The following is a 21,129-nucleotide window of genomic DNA, read 5'->3' as shown; positions in this document are numbered from 1 at the left end:
TCATTCTCGTTCTGTTTGCAGAAGCCTATGTATGGCAGATCTACAAATATATCTTGCTTGAGTCTAACAAACCTATCACCCAATCTATTAACCAACTACTGTACCCGATTGATTTTGATAATGACGAATAACCATTCCTGATGCTTTGGACATCCCCTGTTTCTCATAGAACGTCTGCAGCTCCGGATCACATAAGAGATCAATCATATAAAGATCACGAAGACGTTCAAATATGCGTTGAACAAGAGCCGTCCCGATTCCCCGACCCTTATACTCTGGGACTACTTCCAGTAAGGGGATATACGCGCTGAGAACACCATCAGAGATGGCTTGTATGAATCCGACCACCTTTCCGGTATCTTCATCAACAGCCAGTTCAATGGCATAGGACTTTTCCAGCAACTTTAGAAAAGTTGGCGTAGACGGCGGGTTTGGCCAACCATAAAAAAAATTCCCATCTAGCTGTTCAAGATCTATATCTTCCAACTTATCACGAAATACGATCCCCACAGACTACTCATCTCCCATAAAAATAGTAAACTTCATTATATCATAATATCTGGATATAAATATATAGATATGGATGATACATTATGACCGATCATTAATTGAGAATTTTACATGCTGTATCCAACCTTCAATCCCCTTACCGGACTTCGCGCTGTTCAAGAACAGAATCGCTATACACCATAAATGTCTCTTGCAACGTACGTCCGGATGACTTCTCCCAGATCACACTCCGCTCAAAAGTGCCTTTTTGGAAAAAACGTGGGAAACGTTCAGCAAACCAATCCTGCATAGGCAGCTCAAAAACCCGCTTCATCGGCACCCATAACAGCTCGCCTTCGGGCGGATCTTGCAATAACTGACCCTCGAATGAAGTCGCCAAATAGTTAAATACCATGTACCGCAATCCTTGTTCGGGATCACAGAACTCATCAAGCCCTTTATACGTAATTTCATTGACTACTAGCCCCGTCTCCTCCAGAACCTCCCGCATGGCACCATCCACGATACTCTCCGGAAAGTCTACCTTCCCCCCAGGAGCAATGTATCCCGGAAATCCTTTGCGGTCCGGCCGATTCATTAACAACACCTGATCATTCATTTTGTCCCATACCATACACATCGTTAATATTTCTATCCTAGTATCCATATTCGTCCTCCTGCTAACATGCGCTTCTCTGTTGTACACTAACATTTCTGGGAATAACCTGTGTTTTCCTTCTTTATTCCCACTCTGATTCATTCGTATTTTCACCGGTCTCACAGTATAGTCTATGATGATATATATGCATGCGAAAGGCGGACGCCCTGTACACCTGTACATCAGAAGCCCGCCTGTTTTGTTATATTCTATGCTGCTATTTCCTCAAGCCTGGAGTTTCCAGTTCTCAGTTCAATTCGGTAATCAACACCCGGCGTTCCTTCCATTCAGCCCGGCGATAAGCCTGTTGCATACCAAATTTGCGGATACTTGCCTTTGGTACCGATTTATATGGTAAAACGATCGTAAAGTCCTCATCAAACGGGAAAAAAGACAGGCCTACTTTTTCATTGGATAACCACTCTGCCTGAATCGGTTGTCTGGAACAGGCATCAAATGTACAACTGAGCCCTTCTGCAAAAAAATCATAACGCGCAGCAGGTGTTCCAGGTTCCTCCATACAGAGAAACAGACTGAGCTGATCACAGAAAAGCATGATCTCCACATCACTTTGCAGCCTCTGTTTCAGTGCTTCAGCATCACCACCAAGCTGTTTCTCCCAATCCAGATGACGTTCGTGTTCTTGTTGCAGATAATCTCGGATGTCATCATCATCCTGAGCATTGGCCCCCAGATTTTTCTGAAATAGCTCCGTGTACATCAAGCTACACAATAATCCGGCGTAGAGGTTTTTCTGACGAACTTCTTCAATCCCTTTATGGTAGAATACAAAACGCGGACGCAATGGAAAGTCACGAAACGAATACGGCGATTGACTGTAATCATTCCAGAACGGAGACGAATCCAGTTCAATCCAGCCACGGTCATGTTCCTTGGCCGCTAGAATCAATTCATCCCGATGCGCAGCATCGGATAATAATTCATTTTTCCAGTGGGAAGCCATCTCTCCGGCTACTAATCCATGCTCATGCTGTGCAGTCAAAACAAAATCATGCTCTCTCTCATATACGATCATGTGCTGTCACCCTTCCGCATGGTATACGTTGACTTTAACATAAATTGGGTTAAACTTTCCTAGTAAGTTGTTTTTCGCTCCATTTTGACGAGAGGCATTATGAAAGGCACAATGTAAAGGTGTTGTCAGTTTCCTGAAATTTGATACACTAAAGGTTGTGTCCACAATTATATTACATACAGAAAGCGGGATCTCATGAATTTATACTCTCCTTACATCGAGTTTAACCGCAAGGAATGGGCTGAACTTAAAGAACATCAGACCACTCTTCCACTGACGGAAGCCGAATTAGAACAGTTAAAGGGATTGAATGAAGAGGTATCGATTCAAGAAGTCGAAGATATATATTTGCCTCTTACCCACTTTATTGACCTATATGCAAGAGTTTCACGAGAGCTGAATCAACTGACGGCCTCCTTTATGAAAAAAGAAGCCCTCCCCACTCCCTACATCATTGGAATCGGGGGGAGTGTTGCCGTGGGCAAAAGTACAGCGGCCCGCTTACTACAGGCACTGCTCGCCAGAGGTAAGAAAAGCCCGAAGGTTGACCTTGTCACAACCGACGGTTTCTTATATCCCAATGCGGTGCTGCAAGAGAAGGGCATCATGAACCGCAAGGGATTCCCGGAAAGTTATGATATCAAATCCCTGATTCAGTTCATGGGTGATGTAAAATCTGGCAAACCCGAAGTGAAAGCACCCGTCTACTCTCACCTCGCCTACGATGTCATTCAAGGAGAAGAGAAGCAGATCTGTCAACCGGATATTCTCATTATTGAAGGTATCAATGTACTTCAGATCAAAAAGGAAACGCCTTTGCTGGTTAGTGATTTCTTCGATTTTTCCATCTACATTGATGCGGAAGAAGAGCATATACGACACTGGTACGTTGAGCGTTTCAAGCTACTCCGCAATACAGCGTTCCAGAACACAGATTCCTTTTTCCATCAACGATTCGCCAATATCGATGAAGAGGAAACCGTGCGTACGGCCAACCAGATCTGGCAGGATATCAATGCCAAAAACCTGCATGAAAACATTTTGCCAACCAAAGGACGTGCCAGACTGATTCTGAAAAAGGAAGCCGATCACTCCATTGGGCAGATTCAATTGCGCAAACTGTAGACAACACTCGTGCAGTACACTTTGATGTTATATCTAATTACCCTTAAAAGGAGAGAAAAACACATTGCAAACCCTGATTATACTCGGCAGTATTATGATGTTCCTGGCTGTTGCTTTGGGTGCCTTTGGCGCACACGCGCTCAAGCGCAAACTATCCGCTGACATGATCAAAATCTATGAAACCGGTGTTCAATATCACCTCATCCACGGACTTGGCATCATCCTGATCGGACTGCTGGCAGACCGTCTTGAATCCTCTTCACTCGTCATGCTTGCCGGATGGCTGATGTTCGCCGGAATCATCCTGTTCTCTGGCAGCCTGTACGTTTTAAGTGTAACGGGTGTTCGCAGATTGGGAGCCATTACCCCACTTGGCGGAGTCGCATTTTTGGCTGGATGGGTTATGATCATGATTGCTGCATTGTAATATGCCCCGTGGATAAACGAAAAGAGTATTCTGGCTGATATAATATCGCTGGAGCACTCTTTTGCTGTTTAATCTGTCCAGATTCTTCGAATGGTGGACAGCCCTGCATCCGGTCGTTGTCTCTCCAGCACATACACATCCGGGTTAGACAGTTTGGTCCACTCTTCATAACCAAAGGATGGTTCATACTCACGAATAAGCAGTGATAACAAGTTTCCATGTGTAACCACGGCCGCGTGCTGTTCCGGTCTGCTCCACAATTCTTCCAGTAGTGCCAGCCCCCTTGCAGCCGCGTTTCTCGAAGATTCCCCGCCTTCTTCCATCCAATCCACATCATCGTATGTACGTTTCAGTACATCCATCCAGTTAGGCAGATCAAGAGAGCTAAGTACCCTCTCCTGGAGACGTTCATCCGTATGTATATGTTGCAGCGTTGCTATGCCCAGTGGCATAGCCGTCTGAACGGCCCTTTTCCATGGACTGGAGACAATATACGTTATGGAATGATGAGCCAAGATATCTGCAAGTTTTTCAGCCTGCCTGATCCCTTCATCTGTAAGCTCTGCATGGGGTTCCTGCCCTGTGGCCTTGGCGTGACGTATAAGATAAATGGACTGCATAGCTATCACCTCCTATGGTGTAACTTACTTGGAGTTCATCTCAAGATATTGAAGTGCACTGTACATCTTCTCCTGCTCTTCCGGTCGGCCTGATGAACTGAGGAAAGTGACCTGTTCCCCTGTTCTGTCTCCATGTTGAGCCACCAGTCCAAGCCGCTGCTTCAGATGGTTCACTGTGCCTGTACTGCCATCAATGATCTGTATATGATCGGGCAGAACCGTGCGCAGAATGGACGTATAGAATGGATAATGCGTGCAGCCAAGCACCACTGTGCCATACCCTGGAAGATCAAGATCTGCCAGCTTAAACCGGAAATAATCAGCGATTTTGCGCGGATCAAAATCCAGCTGTTCACACCATTCCACAAGTTCCGGCAACGCAATGGAATCCACACTGTGGTGATCATCAACACGTGATACCAGTTCGTTATACTTGGTTTGGCTCAAGGTGAGGGCCGTGGCAAATACAAGCACTCTCTTCCCACTGTTGCGATTCATCTCCACGGCTGGTTTCACCGCAGGCTCCATGCCAATGATCGGGATATCATACTTGGCGCGCAGATCCTTCACAGCCAGACTTGTTGCTGTATTACAAGCAATCACGATGGCTTGAACATCCTCCTGAACGATGGCTTCCACACAATCAAAAATATGTCCTCTAACCTCATCCGCAGACTTCGTTCCATAGGGGACATGCAAGGTATCCGCATAATACAGAAATTTTTCTTCTGGAAACTGTTGTAATGCCTTATGCAAAACGGTTAAACCACCGATGCCTGAATCAAAAAAAGCAATTTTCTTTTTCAAGGATTTCACCTCTATAATGTATTCTTCCGGTTCCAAGAACCTCTCAATGCTGCTCATGCTGACTGGAGGTGAGGTTTGTACTTCCGGCTCATCACACACTACAGTGCTTGACGGCTTGCGGGAACCATTCCGGTTACGGATCGTTCTTCTGATCGCTGTTGTCTCCAAATTTTCTTGAATAACCTTATAGATGTATAAATTCGGAGACAAAGGCGAACGCTATCGCTTCTTCAGAATCGATTCCGCCCCCTCCATTACTTCCGCTAAGTCAGGTACTATAGAGAAGATAAGCCATTATTCTACGCTCATTTTATACTGTCTGAGCCAGTCCTTGCCACTATGCCACGCCTCAACAGGGTTAAGCTCTCCAAGCAGTTCAGTACTTGCCTGAGCCATGATCCATTCCTTAAGACCATTATCCGGACTGGATTCGAGCTGCTGTAGCAGCAGATGCAATCCTTCCTCACCGGTATTCAAGATTTCGTCGTATGCCTCCCGGTTACCAGCAATATAATCATTCGGATTGCTACTGGTCAGGAGGACAGGGTCGCTAACCATCTGCTGCAGGTTGCTTTCAATCGATGCTGATAATGCTTGGTCTTCTGTCCGAATCGAACATGCTGCTACCGTCAATGCTGTGCATACGGATAACAAACCCAGAATCAGTCTTCTGCGATTCACTGTACCACTCCTTTCAACAACGAGTTAACGCAACAGATTCGACTTTCATGCTCAAGCCCTCGGCCAACTACAGAACAAGTTCCCATTGTTCTTCGGTAAGCCCCTGACCTGACAACATCTCCTTGCGGACTTCCTTCACTTCAAAGCCCACAGATTGATATAATCTACGCGCGCTGATCAAAGACTCATTGGTCCACAGGATCACAGATGTGTAGTTCTTTTCTTTTGCAAAAAGAATTGCCTGTTTGATAAGCTCCCCGCCCCATCCTGCACCACGTGCTTCCGGTTCGATCAAAAACCAGCGAAGTTGAGCCGTATTTTCATTCACCTGAGTAAGTCCTATGGAGCCGGAAGCTGTCTGATCTAACTCAACAATCCATAACATCTCCCTCGAATGATTGCCTTTAAGTCCAAGCGAATTCACCGCGTTGGTGATAAATTCAGCAAAGCTATGATCATAATTATACTCGTTTCGATAAATTCGGATATGCGCTTCAATGACATACTGCAGATCCTTTTGTACGAAAGTGCGAATCATCAGACATCACAGTCCTTCCTCAAATCCACAGTTGTGATACTGAAATCCACACCGAACTGAATTAATCCGAGTTTACGGGCAACTTGCTGTGAAGCAAGATTATCCCAAGATGTACTGTAGATTGGCATGCGTCCACGCTCCTTGACATAATACTGCCAGCACTTTACTGTCTCCGCTGCATATCCATGTCCTCTATAACCGGGGGCCGTATACAGACTCGCTTCCGCCCCATGATCGGAGAGCCTTGCGGAGCAGCACACTGCCACAGCAGAATCCCCAATAACATAAGCGGCAACAGGGCTTTTTTCATATAAGTGATCTGTTAATTCAGGAAAATGCTCTGCCAGCAAATAACGCTGCTCCTGACCAATCAACTGAACCTTCTGATTCCACTCGTAAGATATCTCAGGAAAAGCATAGGCGGGTCCCATCCACACACGGTTAACTAGCTCAAAGGTTTCCACCTTGCGAATTAGTTTCGGAATATCCAACGGAAGCTCGCAATCCTTCCCCAACTCATCCATTAGATCCGGCGGTAACTGCTCATGATAATAGATCAGTGAACTGGCAGAAGTCATACCGATAAAAATGGCTGGAGCCTGCCCACCACCCGGCTCGTTGATGCTTAATAGACGCTGCTGCTCGTTGATCGTATATAAAGTACTCACCTGTATTTTCAACATTTCCATAGACGACAGGTTCGATTTTGGAACCATAACTAAGAAGTTAACCTTTGCAATAATCGTTTGCCTACACTGCCTTTACCAGCTTCCTGTTGCTCCAGAAATTCGGATAATTGACGTAATTCTGCAGGACGATATCCAGCCCCGCACCCGCAATTATGATAGGTATAACCATGACGGTACAGCATCATCACTTTGGTCCATTGTTTGGTATCATTTTGCTTGGGCGCCTGGAAATCGTGTCCCATGCTAACCATAGATGTGGCACATTGCGGGCATTTATATTCAAGTTGTGCCACCACCTCAGGGCTCAGGTCATGTCTGGAAACTTGTTTAAATGATTTGCGACAAATGAAACATGCATAGATGTCTTTATATGGTCCTGACAAGGCATATCTGCACATCATCTGCACCCCCTTAATAATTTCCATTATACGGGATTTCACACACGTATACGAATGGATTTTGCACATTTGCGAAAATTCCACCACTCACTCATTGACCTTAAATCGTAGCTTGTTTCCAGGCCTCACCAAGTTCCGCAATCGATGCGTACCGCTCGGACCGATCATCGCTCACTGCACGTATCACAACCTGATACAATGCTTCTCCGGCATCCCATCTGTCATAAGAACGATCTTTCTCCCCACCAAGCAACCCAAACGCCATTGCCCCCATGTTGAATACATTGGTAACCGCATCTATGGGTGCACCCAACTCAAATTCCTCAGGGGACATAAAGCGGGAAGATCCCCACATGCGCCCCATGGTATTGGTAAAAGAGCCCTTCCGATACAAGTCGATATCACAAATTTTCATAAAGTTTCTGTCAAAATCATAGATCAGACTGCCATCATACAAATCAACAGCCACATAACCTCTTCGTTCCACCTCGATATGAAAATTCAGAATCTGCTCCATTGCCCGAATGCGTGTCTCAACAGGAAGCTGTCTGAACCGATAGTAGGGCGAACGCGGATCTTCATATTTGGCCGGAGGCGGAAAATACCAGTGGGAATGCAAACACTCCCCATCCACCCAATCGAATACACAGGCATACCCCTCATCCGTTGTAAAATGATCCGTTAGTCGAATCAACGTGTCATGCGCCAAATCTTCGTAAACGGAAACAGATGATTTCAGATTACGAATGGCTTCCGGGGGACTTCCCGTATGATTCGCATGAATTGTATGTGCTCCCGCATATTTAACGAACAATCGCTTTCCATCCTTTTGCACAATACCAAAAGAGAGATTCCCTGAATCCTGCTGATCGAATACGCGAAAAACCTTACCCAAGGGCTGTAACCAATCGAAAGAATGAGACTCTTTTAAGACAAAGGAAACACCGTCGATCTCAAGTTCAACATGATCTGTCATCGGACTCCTCCTGTGGTGATATCAGCATCCAATCTTGAGGGCTCTGTATAAAAGTAATTCATATGCGCCTCATCATATCCCTGACCATAGACTTCCAATGCGTTACGCTCGATGCCGTAGACTTCAAATCCATATCGCTCGTATAAACGTCGGGCTGATTCATTGGTTGTCACTACACTCAGATTAATCTGTTTGATACCTTCCAGATGTCTTCCCCGATCCAGCACCTCGCGGAGCAACCGTGAAGCCAACCCACTCCCCCGATATGGGGGAGCAACATAGACGCCCCATATCATGCCTTTGTGCCTGAGCTTTAGGCCATGTTCCCTTTTGAAACCCATCATTCCCGCCAAGGTTCCTTCTTCTGTGTATGCTCCCAGAATATAATCATCGGGCTCATTATGTATGCGTTCCTGTACTTCATTCATGGGAATCTCAATCAACAATTCAAACGAAGCCCCGAAGGCTTCAGGATGTGTTTTCAATGCTTCCAGTCGTAAATGCCAGTAGATGTCTGCTTCATCCCGCTGAATATTGCGAATGGTACAGGGCTCTTGCTTTCGGCCTTCATTCATTCTTCAACCACTCCCTGCATCTCATAAGGATAATCGATCTGAAGTTTTACATTCGCTGCCGCTTCCTGTCCTGCAAGCAACCCAACAACATAAATCCCAAGGTCAATGGACGTGGCCACACCACCGGCAGTAATTACATTTCCATCTTTTACAATCCGCTTCTGAATCACCTCGGTGACATACGGCTCAAGCAAATTATATGCATGTGGATGTGTTGTTGCTTTTTTACCGGATAAAAAACCAGCTGCACCCAGTAGCAGAGAGCCTGTGCACACGGAAACCTTCAAAGGCACAGACTCAGCCTGTTTCAGCCAACCTACGAAGGCCTCGTCATATCGAAGCTTGCGCGTTCCCATGCCTCCGGGGATAAACACGAGATCGTATTCCGATAGGTCAGGCTTCACTCGATCCACCTTCATCGTTAAACCAGACTCATCCGTGACCTGATCTGTCATTGCACAGGTTTCCCACGTCGTTCCTTTGGTTTGCTCAAAGAAATTCAACCGATTGATCACATCATAAAACCCTGCAAAATCAAGGAAAGTCAGTCCATCAAACAAAACGAATGCTATTTTCATTGGTAACCTCCGCTTTTTTTAATTTGGAGCATCCTGGTTATGTTTCTGATTCCGATCCCGTTCCATGGCTTCCTTCACCCGGTCACGAGCTGGCAACTTGCTATTGATATGAAAGAGCAGACCCACAATCGCAAGAAGTAATATAATGACGATGAATTCGAATACGGCTAATCCCTCCCATTCGGAAATTGTGCAATCTTGACTCGTACCTAATTTCTATTTTAATCCACGGGCAATGATCCACTCCAGCCACTTCCAGGGTAGAAACAACTTGCCTATGATGAGCACACGTGAACCTTTTCCGAGAGCATATCGAAGTCTTGGTGCACGCATCCGTGCAATTCGGCCAATCAGATCAGCTACCTCCTGTGGATCAGGTGCCGTCTCGCTCGCATGTTTGGAATAACGAAGAACCGTATCCAGTTTATGCTTATATGGAGAGTTTTCGCTCCGGTGAATCTCACCCAAACCTTTATTCCAGATCGGCGTACGATAAGCGCCTGGTTCAACCAATACCACGCGAACGCCGAACGAAGACATCTCATGCCGCAGACTTTCCGTGAATCCCTCCACAGCGAATTTGGAGGCAGCATACGGAGCATATCCTGGAAAACCGGACAACCCGCTGACACTGGACAAGTTAACGATTAACCCCTGCTTCTGTTCACGCATCACAGGCAAGACCGCACGTGTCACAGCGATTAACCCAAACAGATTCGTATCCATCTGGCGCCGCCAATCCTCCATCGATACTTCCTCAATGAACCCGCCAACCGCAAATCCTGCATTGTTCACCAGCATGTCGATTCGGCCATACTCCAGAACGACTTTGGTTATAGCTGCTTGCACCGATTCAGAATCCGTAACGTCCAACTGCTCGTACACCAAACGTTCTGTTATGCCTGCCTCTCCTGCAAGTCTGACCAACTCTCCTCTTCGACTAAGGTCGCGCATGGTAGCAACAACAAGGTATCCCTGCTTGGCAAGAGTAATGGCCGTTAACATACCGAAGCCACTGGATGTGCCTGTGATGAGAGCCACGGGATCATGTGCACCAGATGTTGATAGTCTTTTTTCCTTTGTTTCTTCATTTCTATGATCCTCTGTCTGCATCCGCCGCTGTCCATCTCCTATCTTGTATGTCACCACTGTCATTCAGCCACCTGCTCTTCCCCAATATTTTCCCACCAGCTCAATCAAGCTGTCTCTCCACCCTGCGTAGCTTGGTGACCCCTGGTTTGAACGTATACGGAACGAATCTCACCTCAGGCAAAGTACAATCCATCCTGTCTGCCAACTTGTTCAATTCCTGCAACACAGCAGCATTTACTTGCCCCAGTGCTGCATTTCCTCCAAGTTGTAGCGATACCTCCATCGTCCCGTCCCCACGTTGCACCACACGATAATGTTCAATATCTGGCGACGCCGCAATGACCGAACGGGTGACGAAATCCGGAAAGACCGGCACCGCCTCACCCGTATGTAGTTGTGAAAAATATAGCGTGTCATCACAGCGGCCTTCAATCCGCTCAATGGCGGTAAACAGGGAACCACAGGCACATGGCATCGCCGCCTCGGTCAGAATATCATTCAGCCGATACCGGATGATCGGCTGTGATATTCTGGAGAAGTCTGTGATAATGGGCACGAACCGCCGGGTGGCGGGATCAATGTAGTCTTTTTCAATATGGACTATATCCTCATTCAAATGTAGTGTGCCAAAACGACAAGTAGCACCCAGGAACCCTTCTGTGCACTGATAGACTTGATGAACGGTCTGTCCGAAGACCCGCTCCAGCACCTTGCGATCCAAGGGGTCCAGCACCTCGGCAACAGAGATGATTTTATCCGGTACAGCAGTCAGGTGGCCTGCCACATAGGCGTCCGCCAACAGACGCAGCATGGATGGAGGAGCCACCCACACGGTAGGTTGGTAGGTTTCCAGCCGATTGACCAAGGTCTCCACACGCTCCAGCAGATCAAAGTACTGAAACTGCAACTTACCACGCTGCACCGATTCATACAGATTACTGTTGGCCCGCAGGAAAAACGCAATCTTGGCAGGTTTCCACAGTCCACCAGGCAGCAGCTTGGCCAGCACCGTGCCCGTCCACGCATCCTGCTCCCGATCACTTACCAGAAATATTCCCCGGTTCCCTGACGTACCCGAGGACAATCCAACAGTCACTCCCTGAATGGAGGGTTTGAAGTCACGCGTTTCTTCACTTTCACCTGCTAGAGCCAACGCTTCATCTTTGGTAATGCCTACCGTATTCAGTGTATCAAAGTTCTCCATCATGATTGATTTGTCAATCAACGGAAAGCTTCTCCAGTTGGATGCGTCCACGCCACCCCACCACTTTCGGTAAAACGGAGATCGGGCGCGGATCTGATGGACATGTCGAATAATCCGGCGCTCTTGCCAGCGCTCCAGTTGTTCTCGCGTTTTCCATGTTCGCAGCCCACGTGCAAGCGCATAATGAACCACAATACGAAAGGTATTACTCATCGTTTCGGCCCTCCCACACCCCAAGCTTCCAGTACATCTCGACAATGACTCGGCACTATCCGAATGTGGGGGAACTGCTGATGCAGCTGAACCAACTTGTCAAAGTTACGGTGGTATTCCTGTCGATCAGACATAATGATACCCGCGAGCGCATGAGGCCTACGCTGTTCACGAAAAGCCCGACTCGACCACACTGCGTCCGCGCACAGGAAATAATCATGTTCTTCTGTACGCAGCAGGAGTCCCATCATGCCTTCCGCATGACCGGATACATCCACCCCCAGCAGACTGCCATCGCCAAAGATATCGTAGACTTCATCAAAAGGGAACTCCTCCCCCGCTCTCATCCACCGCTTAGGCTGACGCGTAACAGGCAATGATCTGGCCGCAAAATCCTCAGGCAACAACCCGGACAGATAACCTGCCTTCACAGCCGCAATCGAACCAAGGGAGCGCACCGCATCATAAGCCCTTGGCAAATAGATGAATTGTGCCTCCGGGAAATCTCGCACACCCGCGATGTGATCGCCGTGAAAATGAGAGAGGATGATATACCGAATATCCGAAGCTTTCAGCCCAAGCCCAGCCAAAAAATGAACGGCACTATCCTCTTCACGATAGACAACCGGTGTAATATGACGATACAGCGCATTGGGCAGATGAGCCGTTTCCTTGAAAAAGCGGGAGCTATATCCCGTATCCAGCAGGATTGGTCCATATACAGGGTGAATGATGCAAGCAAATCCTGCGGGGAAAGGTACTGGTCTTAATCGACCACCACGCAGCGTCAGAAACTCTGGATGTGTACAGTAACCCGCCGCACCCAAATATAGTTCTACCGGAGTTGTCGTCAGCATGATTCAGCCCTCCACCAGTCTGCAAATTGTTGCAATCCCTCTTCAATGGACACCCGAGGGACGTACCCTAATTGCTCCCGTGCATCCGTAATATCCAATGTCTGTGGAATAGATAAGGAGCCGACTGTATACCGTGTCAACGGAGGTTCACCCAACGCAGGAATATAGCCATGAACTCGCTCCAGCAACGCTGCCACACCATATGCCATCCGATAAGGAATGTTTCGACGACGCAAGGGCATATTCAGCATGCCAAACAGGCTGCTCACCAACTCATTAAACGCCCTCGGATCGCCATTAGAGATATTGTAAGCTCTGCCAAGCGCTTCGTCAGGGGCATCACGGCACAACAACAAGGCGTCCACCACATTATCCACACATGTCAGATCAATTAATGCCTGTCCACCGCCAATCATCGGCACGCCTGATTTCGCGTTTGCTGCGACTATTCTGGGAAATAACGTCTGATCATACGGACCAAAGATCGCTCGCGGTCGAATCATGATCGACGGAAGTCCCTTCGCATGCCCCTCCATCACAACCTGCTCCGCGAGAAGCTTGGTGGCTGCATAATGATTGGCTGGTTTGGATGGCAACGGGTCATTCTCATGTACGTCATATCGCGGTATGTAGTTAAAATAGATACTTGGAGTCGAGACATGTATGAATCGCTGTACATCATTTTTTAGGCAGCCATCCATGAGTTTCTGTGTCCCTTCCACATTACTGCTATGAAAGTCCTTATACTTCCCCCATGGTGATGATAGCGCCGCACAGTGAAAGACCACATCCTGCCCCGTGCACGCTTCATTTACTGCCGCCTCATCCCGTAGATCTCCGTTCAGAAATCGGATTCCTGCCGACTCAAGTTCTGTACCAATCTTTGGCTGTCGGCCCATGCCCGTGACTTCCCATCCCTCTTTTGCAAGTCGTGTCGCGAGATGCCTGCCCAGGCATCCCGTAGCTCCTGTAACCAATCCTCTGTTCATTGTTGTTCACCGTTCCATTCTATGTCGTGAGTCAAAGCTTCAGTCAGCGAGAACTTCTGTGATCTTGCCAGACGCCAGGCGGTCAGCACCACTGCAAATTGTTCAAACAAAGGCTGGATATCCTGCCGCATATAGACCACATCCCGGGCTCCACGCCAGGCAGCTACCCATGCCCGGAACTTTCCTTTGCCGAAGATCTGCTGCAGCCCGCTTCCCAACATGGGCAGCATGAGCATGGCTTTGCTGCCCCGTGCGGGCGTGATCATCCTTCCTTCCTTGACCAACGTCTCCGGTTCAGTTAGTGCACGCACCAAGTCATCTCCAGGGTGAAACAGATGAATCCCACTCGTTGCCCTCGGATTACACTCAATTGCGTAAACTTGCCCATCCTGACCTTCTATAAAATCAAACCCAATCTGTCCACTAAAACCTGTTGCCTGCACAAATTGTCTCACCCATGCAAGGGCCCCCTCATGTTCCACCTGTTCAAAAAACACACTGGCCCCCACGCTTCCTGTGCGGTAGCGGCTATCGTAGGTGGCGTGCGCAACCAGTTGTCCTTCGTGGGCTATGCTGTATGTACACAACACCTGACCAGGAATGAAGGCCTGTGCAACCCAAGGCGAAGCAGAGGATAATCCCCCTTCTTCCGGAGGATCGTTACGTAATTGTCGATGCTTCTTTTCGCTTACGTAACCTTCCTGAGCAGTCCCTGCCATACCCTCATCGATCAAGCGTGCTGGCATGCGAACTTTGGCGGCAAAGCGGGAATACACCGGTTTCCATACCCAATCTCCCATCGTTTCCAGAACAGACTGAGCGTCCATCCATTCCTGCTCATTGTTGATCAGACGTGTATCCGGGACCGAAAGACCGAGTGACCCTGCAAGCTGAATAAAATCATATTTATGGTGCAGCTCATGCAGCTGCTCCAGAGTTGTAACCAGGACACGACAATATGCACGCAGTCTGTCTGCCCCTTGAGCAACATAGAAGACTTCTTCACACATGGGGATCAGCAGGTCGATCTGCCAATCCTGTGCCAACCGTTCCAGCTCTTCCAGATAAGCACGTGTGTCATGACGCGGCGATGGGACCACGGCGCACTGTTCCACTGCACGGGATGATCTGGTCAGATGCCGTACGGCACTCTCCGCAACATAGACCCGATGGCCTGCACGATGAAGCATGCGTGCCAGATCGAGTGTAACGGGAGCCCTTCCGCCTGTAAGGAGCACACGAAGAGAAGCAGATGTACGATGTCCGGTTTCCCCAAATCTAGTAGTCAAAAATGAGTCCTCCCAATGATAATCCGGCAGCCGTGCCAATCATCAACACCCGATCTCCACGCTGAATACGCTGTTGTCTAATCGCTTCATGCAGACCCATCGGGATCGATGCCGCAATTGTATTGCCGTGATTTCGTGTGATGTCCATAAACCGATCTTCAGCAATGCCAAGCTTCTTGCGAATCAGTCTCATCGCCATCGCACTTCCCTGATGAGGAATGACCAATTGGAAATCCTCCATTCGATTCCCGGTCGCCTGCAGCATATCGCTGATGAATCCAGGTAGAAGTCTGGAAGCCATGCGGAAGATGGCCTGTCCATCCATATGAAAAAGATAGGGCTCCGGCTGATCTGCCTTATAATTCGAAGCATGCAGCCGTGTACCTCCACCTGCAATCTCCGAGAAGCGAGCACCTCGGCTGTAGGTTCGAAGGGAAGCATGTACAATCTGAGAGGATGACCCTTCAGGCGAACGTTCAATAATAACAGCGGCCGCTCCATCTCCGAACAGGGCCGCACTCTCTTTATCCGACCAATTGAGTCCGGCTGAGGCAATCTCGGTGGCTACGAGCAGTACTCGCCGGTAACGTCCAGCATCTACCATATAGGAGATCACATCGAGTCCGTTCAGGAAACTCAGGCAGGTTGCATCCATATCAAAAGCAGGTACGCCTGAATCTTGCTGCCCCATGGCCTGCTGGATAAATACCGCCGTACTTGGCAACGGTTGTTCCTTCGTGCCACTGGTACACACCAGGCAGTCGATATCACTGAATTGTAATCCTGCATCCGCAAGTGCAGCTTCGGCAGCCTTGGCACCCATGTAGGACGAGGTTTCTTCACCCGAAGCATAATGGCGTACACCTACACCTGTGGCTTTGCTAACCCAGCCCGCAGGCACGCCCAAGCGGCGATCCAGTTCCTCATCGGTGACCTCCTGTTCAGGCAGGTACTTCCCTGTTCCTGCAATCCTTACTCTTCTAAGTTGCATTTCCCCAACCTCTTTCTGTTCATCTGACTGATATATATAAGTTCGTATTCAAAAAGACCGGTTTTCAGTACCGAGAAGATGGGATGAAGCTAGAAATGGAGTAGCGGAGCGTAGGAAAACTACGTGAGCAACGGACATTTCGGCTGAATTCCATATTCGATGCTGATGATGCCGATAGGCATACTTCGTAATCAAAAGCGGACTTTTTGAAAAACCTCTATAAGTTCAGCTAATTAGTATTTACACTTACACTCCGATGACAGAACAACTTTCCGATCGCTGTTATCCCCAGATTTTTTTGATTCCCTTCTTAAAAAGGGAAAATCCGGGGATAAGCATATGCTTCCGATGCAGCTTTCTTTCAGAAAGCTTTTAGGCGAACGCTTCGCTTCTTCAAGTTATTTCTGTCCCTCCGTTATCGTGTAAATGTTTAGTTGAACATATATAAATGAAATGAATCCTCCACCTCAAATGGCGAAACGCCATGAAGTAAACCTTAAAATATATAATAAAGGGCAGATGCCTCTGCCCTTCCTGTTGTGTTTTCTTTTGTATAAAGTGTCATTTCTTCTTATTCAAAATCTCGGCAAGAGCGGCATCTAGTGTACCGTATGTGAACGTGAATCCTTCCCTCTCCAATCGCTCAGGAATCACCCAACGACTCTTGAGAACGAGTTCCGTCTCTGTCCGAATAAAACGTGCGCCCAGTTCAAGCATCCAGCGAGGAGAAGGCAGTCCAATCCGAACACCCATCTGTTCTCTCAGACGCGTCATCAGCTCCCGATTCGTAACCGGATGAGGCGAAGAGGCATTGAATACACCATTCAGATGTGGATGCTCTTGCAGATAGATCACCATGCGGAACAGATCCTCGATATGAATCCAGCTGAACTGCTGTGTGCCTGCACCTTGCGATCCTCCCAGTCCAAAACGGACGAGGTTCGTCATGGGCACCATCACGCCACCCTCGCCCAGCACAATCGCAATTCGCAGTGCAATCTGACGCGTAGACGGCAGACTGAACTCAAAGAAAGCCTGTTCCCAAGCTTTGGCAACGTCGACCGAGAAGCCAGAGCCAATCTCGCCTTCTTTTTCCGTCATGGGACGATCTTCAGCATGTCTGTATATGGTCGCCGTACTCGAATTAATCCATAGTTCGGGAGGATGATTACAAGCCAGGACGGCATCGCCGAGAATACGTGTTGTACGCGTTCTGGATTCCAGAATGACTTTGCGATTCTCCTCCGTATAACGGCAATTTACCGATTTACCTGCCAGGTTAATCAGCATCTCTGCTTCTTCCAGTGCCCCTATAATTCCTGCACGATCCTCCCAGGCAATATGACCGGGCTGACGCGAGATAATCAGCACCTCATAACCCAGCTTCCTGAACCTTTGGGCAAAATCCTGTCCGACAAATCCCGTTCCACCAGCTAATACAACCTTCTTCACGGTATCCCCTCATTTCCCATACTGGGTAAAGAACTCGCAAGATATAGATTGGAATGTTTCTATGCATGCAAAATGTAGATAATAGATTAACACCGCCGGTGATCCGTTGGTTTGATTTATTTCACACCCAGAGCTACGTACAAGCGATCCCGCTCTTCGATAGCCCATGCGTTTGCAGGGTTTTGTTCCAATTGATATCGGAGTTCATCATAAAAATCATGGATCATGAATCCGTCCGGCAAGTTCCCAAGCATCGCTGTAAAGTTGTACTCTGGCAGTGTTCTTTTTCCTTCACTGATCTGCTTCAACCAATCCATCCAATTTGCAAGAGTAAGCACTTCCTCCTGCCACAACTCGGCCTGTAACCCAAGCGCATCTTGAAGTTGCTCGTACGCCAATGGATCAGCGAAGGCTCGGCAAGCCTGAACAGCCAGTTCATACAACTCGGTCACTGCACGACGTACCTCATGCTTAAGTTCGACCTCCAAGCCTCCCATGTAATCCTGAATCTGAATGCTCTGTCCATCATCGTATAATAGCGGTGTCTGGGCCAACAGGCGTACAATCTCTTCCATCTCGTGCATTGAAACTCGCTTCTGCTCATAGAGAGCAGGTAATTGATATGCTGTAATGATCATTCACTCCTACATCGTTCTTCTATTAATGACCTATATTATAACATGGTTTGGCAATCATCTATCAGGATAACTTGACTATCCACTACAAGTTGTAGTAGTTTATACGTACTACGTAGTGTAGTAATACGATCGTTATGGACGCATAACGATGTTAAGGAGTGTTCACTGTGAACCAGATTCAAAAATTATCCGAAACAGAAATGGAGTTAATGGTCGTTATATGGTCATGCGCCCCACCGGTCACCTCCACAGAACTATTAGACATATTCGCTGAGAAGGGGAAAGCGTGGAAAGCGCAGACCATGTCTACCTTTCTGTCACGGTTGGTGGATAAAGGCGCACTTACCGTCACGAGACGTGGACGAACCAATGATTATGAGCCTCTTCTAAAGCCCGAAGATTACAAACTACAGGAAACGCAGCACGTTCTTGATGGACTGTATCAAGGTTCAGTCAAGAATTTGGTTTCGGCCATGTATGATGGTGACAAGCTTTCAGACGATGACATTTCAGAACTGAAAAAATGGCTTTCGGAAAAGTAGGTGCAGATGATGAATATCTTTTTTGAGATTCTGTGCAGCCTGACCGTGGCGGGAAGTATCGTTTCTGTTTGTATTTTGGCACTACGACTTATACCCGTATCTGTTTTTCCGACCAAGTGGCTCTACAGACTCGGTAAACTGGCTATCTTGTTTTATCTGTTCCCGGTATCTCTTGGCCTTTCATGGCTTTTGGATATTGCATTCCAAACGACATCAACTATACCGGGTACGGAGAATGCAGCAGCTTCAGGCTTACTTGCAGGAACGTTTATACCGGAACAAACCATTTCGGTAACCACAGCCTGGTTCTTGTTATGTGTATGGGGCACTGGAGTCATTGGTTTTTCTGCATGGCAGGTGTACTGTTACCGGAGATTTCTGAATGAATTATCTCGTACACGTACCCCAGTCCTCCGTCATAGTGAGGCAGCTATACAGCTACCATTAATCAAAGAGGGTTTGGGTCTCAAACGTAATATCACGCTTGCTCACAGCACGCTAGTACGAAGCCCTATACTGGTTGGCTTGTTTAAACCAACGATATATCTGCCACCCGAAAATACGGTGAAAATGGACATCAGCATGGTGATTCATCATGAGTTGGTACATCTGAAACATAAAGATCTGTGGGTCAAGGCTGTGACCTTGGGCGTTAGTGCCCTGCACTGGTTCAATCCCCTGATTCATATGATTCGCCGGGACATTCATACCTGGAGCGAGTTGGCCTGTGATGAAGATGTGGTGAAAGAGATGTCCCATGAAGAGCGAAGACGATATGGTGAGACGATTTTAAATGTGATGGCGGGAACCAAGAAAATACCTGCTCAATTTTGTTCGTCCCTATCGGGTGAAGGCAAACAATTAAAAAGGAGATTGATGATTATGTTTAATGTAAAGAAACTGAAAAAGAAACATTGGATGATAAGTATGGGAGCCCTCCTGCTTATTACTGGCGTAAGTACATCCACCGCAGTATGGGCATCAAACCATACGGTTAAAGTAGAGGCCAAGGCTACTGAAGCTGTGCCTGTTCCTTCCGTATCTGAGACCCCTAAGATCGTAGCTTCTCCCGATACAGCCGGAGTTTCTGAAGCTGTAACTGCTCCCGCTGCTTCCGAAACGCCTGAAATCGTGGCTATCCCTGAGGATGAAGTTTCAGAAAATGTACCAGCTCCTTCGACTGCTGAACCTTCTGAGGCTCAAGTTGTAGAATCAGCCACAGTTCCTTCTCCTGCTGGACCTTCTGAGATGGTAGCCCTTCCTTCCGAGGACAAGGCTTCCGAGGCCGCAACCGTTCCTTCTCCTGCCCCATCTTCTGAAATGGTAGCTCTCCCTGGGGATAAGGTTTCAGTAACTGTACCTGCTCCTTCAGAAAAATAACCTATTGTTAAGGAGTAATAACCATCCTTATATGCAAACAGGACGAAGCATAGATCATAGATCTCCGCTTCGTCCTGTTTCCGTTTTTCTGTCATGTGCATTAGATAAATGTTTTGATCGTAGCAAAATATTCACGGATCATGTTGACGGGTTTCAGATAACCCGGTGACGGAGCCGATATGCCGTATTCTGCTGCATAACCATTCTTGGCAGCGATGTATTTGGAACGGAACATATGATAGTCACTGGTGACAATCATGATCTCAGGGTGCTCTAACCCGGATTCAAGAATGATTTTTTTGGAAAAGGCCAAATTCTCCTGTGTACTTGTGGAGCGATCTTCCATAATCACTTGGGCGGGGTTAATCCCCTGTTCAATCAGATAGTTTTTCATGGCGAGCGCTTCGGGAATCGATTCTCCAGGTCCCTGTCCACCCGATACAATGACTGGTGTCTGAGGGTGACTACGAATGTAGTTCAGACTTGCATCTAACCTTTGTTTCAGGGTCAATGACAATTCCGTGCCACGGATGCCTGAACCCAGGATAATGACATAGTCCGCTTCTTCCGGATCATTCGCACCAAGCTGTGTGAATACAAGTGCTTCAATAATGACAAAAGAGACGGCAACCACGCCAAATCCGGTAAGGATAATCCGTTTCAGAATAACATGCTTCTGATAGTCAATCCGTCTTAGCACGATAAAAGCCACCGTGATCATTCCAAAAAACATGACTGCAAATCGTTGGCCCCAGAAGGCCAGAAATGCCACAAAACATGCCAACAGGACAAGATCAATGATCAGTCCATTTTTGTGTAAGAACTTTTTTATCAAATCCGTAGACACTCCTTCTTGTACCCACTATTCCGCAAATCACTTATTAT

General features: G+C 47.6%; 25 protein-coding genes. 4 read left to right on the top strand and 21 right to left on the bottom strand.

The features are described 5' to 3' along the window. Positions 1 to 87 precede the first annotated feature (87 nt). The 3 genes from IFU39_RS20675 to IFU39_RS20665 all read right to left on the bottom strand — a co-directional run bounded on the left by IFU39_RS20675 (position 88) and on the right by IFU39_RS20665 (position 2,183). Complete coding sequence (locus IFU39_RS20675; protein ID WP_306299270.1) at positions 88 to 510, bottom strand: GNAT family N-acetyltransferase; 423 nt, start codon at positions 508 to 510, stop codon at positions 88 to 90. A 136-nt stretch (positions 511 to 646) separates the two neighbouring features. Continuing rightward, positions 647 to 1,156, bottom strand: a complete 510-nt coding sequence (locus IFU39_RS20670; protein WP_192134625.1) for an 8-oxo-dGTP diphosphatase — start codon at positions 1,154 to 1,156, stop codon at positions 647 to 649. 238 nt (positions 1,157 to 1,394) lie between these two features. Then, positions 1,395 to 2,183 (bottom strand): DUF3891 family protein, encoded by a 789-nt coding sequence (locus tag IFU39_RS20665; RefSeq protein ID WP_192134624.1) that lies wholly within the window; start codon positions 2,181 to 2,183, stop codon positions 1,395 to 1,397. Between the two features lie 195 nt (positions 2,184 to 2,378). Between IFU39_RS20665 and coaA the strand changes: the two genes are divergently transcribed. Further along, positions 2,379 to 3,308 carry a type I pantothenate kinase gene (coaA, locus tag IFU39_RS20660; RefSeq protein WP_192134623.1) on the top strand — a complete coding sequence of 310 codons (930 nt, stop codon included), beginning with the start codon at positions 2,379 to 2,381 and terminating at the stop codon, positions 3,306 to 3,308. A gap of 64 nt (positions 3,309 to 3,372) precedes the next feature. Beyond that, positions 3,373 to 3,735 (top strand): DUF423 domain-containing protein, encoded by a 363-nt coding sequence (locus IFU39_RS20655; protein ID WP_047842233.1) that lies wholly within the window; start codon positions 3,373 to 3,375, stop codon positions 3,733 to 3,735. A gap of 68 nt (positions 3,736 to 3,803) precedes the next feature. Here IFU39_RS20655 and IFU39_RS20650 read toward each other — a convergent pair whose 3' ends face one another. The 17 genes from IFU39_RS20650 to IFU39_RS20570 all read right to left on the bottom strand — a co-directional run bounded on the left by IFU39_RS20650 (position 3,804) and on the right by IFU39_RS20570 (position 18,322). Beyond that, entirely contained in the window at positions 3,804 to 4,355 is a 552-nt protein-coding gene (locus IFU39_RS20650; protein ID WP_127544485.1) for a histidine phosphatase family protein, read from the bottom strand. Between the two features lie 24 nt (positions 4,356 to 4,379). Then, entirely contained in the window at positions 4,380 to 5,198 is an 819-nt protein-coding gene (murI, locus tag IFU39_RS20645; protein WP_446740350.1) for a glutamate racemase, read from the bottom strand. Positions 5,199 to 5,456: 258 nt separating this feature from the next. Beyond that, a complete protein-coding gene (locus IFU39_RS20640; protein WP_192134622.1) occupies positions 5,457 to 5,843 on the bottom strand; it encodes a hypothetical protein in 387 nt (128 codons plus the stop codon). A gap of 67 nt (positions 5,844 to 5,910) precedes the next feature. Next, complete coding sequence (locus IFU39_RS20635; RefSeq protein WP_192134621.1) at positions 5,911 to 6,381, bottom strand: GNAT family N-acetyltransferase; 471 nt, start codon at positions 6,379 to 6,381, stop codon at positions 5,911 to 5,913. After that, positions 6,381 to 7,097, bottom strand: a complete 717-nt coding sequence (locus IFU39_RS20630; RefSeq protein ID WP_192134620.1) for a GNAT family N-acetyltransferase — start codon at positions 7,095 to 7,097, stop codon at positions 6,381 to 6,383. The genes IFU39_RS20635 and IFU39_RS20630 overlap by 1 nt, the downstream gene beginning before the upstream one ends. A gap of 2 nt (positions 7,098 to 7,099) precedes the next feature. Beyond that, complete coding sequence (locus IFU39_RS20625) at positions 7,100 to 7,495, bottom strand: hypothetical protein (protein WP_374048429.1); 396 nt, start codon at positions 7,493 to 7,495, stop codon at positions 7,100 to 7,102. 73 nt (positions 7,496 to 7,568) lie between these two features. After that, entirely contained in the window at positions 7,569 to 8,444 is an 876-nt protein-coding gene (locus IFU39_RS20620; protein WP_192134618.1) for a serine/threonine-protein kinase, read from the bottom strand. Further along, positions 8,441 to 9,019 carry a GNAT family N-acetyltransferase gene (locus IFU39_RS20615; protein WP_192134616.1) on the bottom strand — a complete coding sequence of 193 codons (579 nt, stop codon included), beginning with the start codon at positions 9,017 to 9,019 and terminating at the stop codon, positions 8,441 to 8,443. Before IFU39_RS20615 ends, IFU39_RS20620 begins: the two co-directional genes overlap by 4 nt. Continuing rightward, the gene (locus IFU39_RS20610) at positions 9,016 to 9,597 is read right to left on the bottom strand and encodes a DJ-1/PfpI family protein (RefSeq protein ID WP_091016132.1); all 582 of its coding nucleotides are present in this window, start codon (positions 9,595 to 9,597) and stop codon (positions 9,016 to 9,018) included. Before IFU39_RS20610 ends, IFU39_RS20615 begins: the two co-directional genes overlap by 4 nt. A gap of 216 nt (positions 9,598 to 9,813) precedes the next feature. After that, positions 9,814 to 10,710 (bottom strand): SDR family oxidoreductase, encoded by an 897-nt coding sequence (locus tag IFU39_RS20605; protein ID WP_192134798.1) that lies wholly within the window; start codon positions 10,708 to 10,710, stop codon positions 9,814 to 9,816. Positions 10,711 to 10,789: 79 nt separating this feature from the next. After that, complete coding sequence (locus IFU39_RS20600) at positions 10,790 to 12,106, bottom strand: F390 synthetase-related protein (RefSeq protein WP_192134614.1); 1,317 nt, start codon at positions 12,104 to 12,106, stop codon at positions 10,790 to 10,792. Further along, positions 12,103 to 12,963 carry an MBL fold metallo-hydrolase gene (locus tag IFU39_RS20595; RefSeq protein ID WP_192134611.1) on the bottom strand — a complete coding sequence of 287 codons (861 nt, stop codon included), beginning with the start codon at positions 12,961 to 12,963 and terminating at the stop codon, positions 12,103 to 12,105. The genes IFU39_RS20600 and IFU39_RS20595 overlap by 4 nt, the downstream gene beginning before the upstream one ends. After that, the gene (locus IFU39_RS20590; protein ID WP_192134609.1) at positions 12,957 to 13,952 is read right to left on the bottom strand and encodes an NAD-dependent epimerase/dehydratase family protein; all 996 of its coding nucleotides are present in this window, start codon (positions 13,950 to 13,952) and stop codon (positions 12,957 to 12,959) included. Before IFU39_RS20590 ends, IFU39_RS20595 begins: the two co-directional genes overlap by 7 nt. Continuing rightward, on the bottom strand, positions 13,949 to 15,241 hold the full coding sequence (locus IFU39_RS20585) for an ATP-grasp domain-containing protein (protein WP_244661045.1): 1,293 nt from the start codon (positions 15,239 to 15,241) through the stop codon (positions 13,949 to 13,951). The genes IFU39_RS20590 and IFU39_RS20585 overlap by 4 nt, the downstream gene beginning before the upstream one ends. Further along, complete coding sequence (locus tag IFU39_RS20580; RefSeq protein WP_192134607.1) at positions 15,231 to 16,232, bottom strand: beta-ketoacyl-ACP synthase III; 1,002 nt, start codon at positions 16,230 to 16,232, stop codon at positions 15,231 to 15,233. Before IFU39_RS20580 ends, IFU39_RS20585 begins: the two co-directional genes overlap by 11 nt. A gap of 561 nt (positions 16,233 to 16,793) precedes the next feature. Continuing rightward, positions 16,794 to 17,684, bottom strand: a complete 891-nt coding sequence (locus IFU39_RS20575) for a TIGR01777 family oxidoreductase (RefSeq protein ID WP_192134606.1) — start codon at positions 17,682 to 17,684, stop codon at positions 16,794 to 16,796. A gap of 116 nt (positions 17,685 to 17,800) precedes the next feature. Further along, positions 17,801 to 18,322 carry a hypothetical protein gene (locus IFU39_RS20570; protein ID WP_091014907.1) on the bottom strand — a complete coding sequence of 174 codons (522 nt, stop codon included), beginning with the start codon at positions 18,320 to 18,322 and terminating at the stop codon, positions 17,801 to 17,803. Positions 18,323 to 18,489: 167 nt separating this feature from the next. On the opposite strand from IFU39_RS20570, the gene IFU39_RS20565 reads away from it, so the two are divergent. Next, a complete protein-coding gene (locus IFU39_RS20565; protein WP_017689706.1) occupies positions 18,490 to 18,864 on the top strand; it encodes a BlaI/MecI/CopY family transcriptional regulator in 375 nt (124 codons plus the stop codon). 9 nt (positions 18,865 to 18,873) lie between these two features. Further along, positions 18,874 to 20,244: a M56 family metallopeptidase gene (locus IFU39_RS20560; protein ID WP_244661044.1), complete on the top strand. Its 1,371-nt coding sequence runs from the start codon at positions 18,874 to 18,876 to the stop codon at positions 20,242 to 20,244. A 100-nt stretch (positions 20,245 to 20,344) separates the two neighbouring features. Here the strand turns inward: IFU39_RS20560 and IFU39_RS20555 are convergent, their stop codons facing one another. Further along, positions 20,345 to 21,079: a YdcF family protein gene (locus IFU39_RS20555; protein ID WP_105597912.1), complete on the bottom strand. Its 735-nt coding sequence runs from the start codon at positions 21,077 to 21,079 to the stop codon at positions 20,345 to 20,347. Positions 21,080 to 21,129: the final 50 nt, after the last annotated feature.

The organism is Paenibacillus sp. CFBP 13594, assembly GCF_014842675.1.
In the GTDB taxonomy this organism is placed as follows: Bacteria; Bacillota; Bacilli; order Paenibacillales; family Paenibacillaceae; genus Paenibacillus; species Paenibacillus amylolyticus_B.
The sequence above is the reverse complement of the archived record's forward strand: the minus strand, read 5'-3'. Positions and strand labels throughout refer to the sequence as shown.